Consider the following 223-nt stretch of genomic DNA (forward strand, 5'->3'; position numbering starts at 1 on the left):
CCAACTTCCTGGCCCTGCAATCGCAGCTGGAGGGCACGGAGAATCGCATCGCGGTGGCGCGCCGCGACTACATCACGGCGGTGCAGGCCTACAACACGGAGCTGCGCACCGTTCCCGGTCGCTGGATCGCGTCGGTCGTCTACCCGGACGCCAAGCCCATGGAGACCTTTACGGCCACCGCCGGCTCCGAGCGGCCGCCCGAGGTCAAGTTCTAAGCCGATGG

Annotated in this window: 1 protein-coding gene; it reads left to right on the forward strand. The window is 67.7% G+C overall.

Annotated features, from left to right (window positions below; all coding sequences use genetic code 11):
- Nucleotides 1-215, forward strand: a 215-nt coding sequence (locus E4K09_RS15215; protein WP_134498403.1) for a LemA family protein, incomplete at its 5' end; no start/stop codon positions are given.
- Between the last annotated feature and the right edge of the window lie 8 nt (nt 216-223).

This window comes from Microvirga pakistanensis (assembly GCF_004458765.1).
In the GTDB taxonomy this organism is placed as follows: domain Bacteria; phylum Pseudomonadota; class Alphaproteobacteria; order Rhizobiales; family Beijerinckiaceae; genus Microvirga; species Microvirga pakistanensis.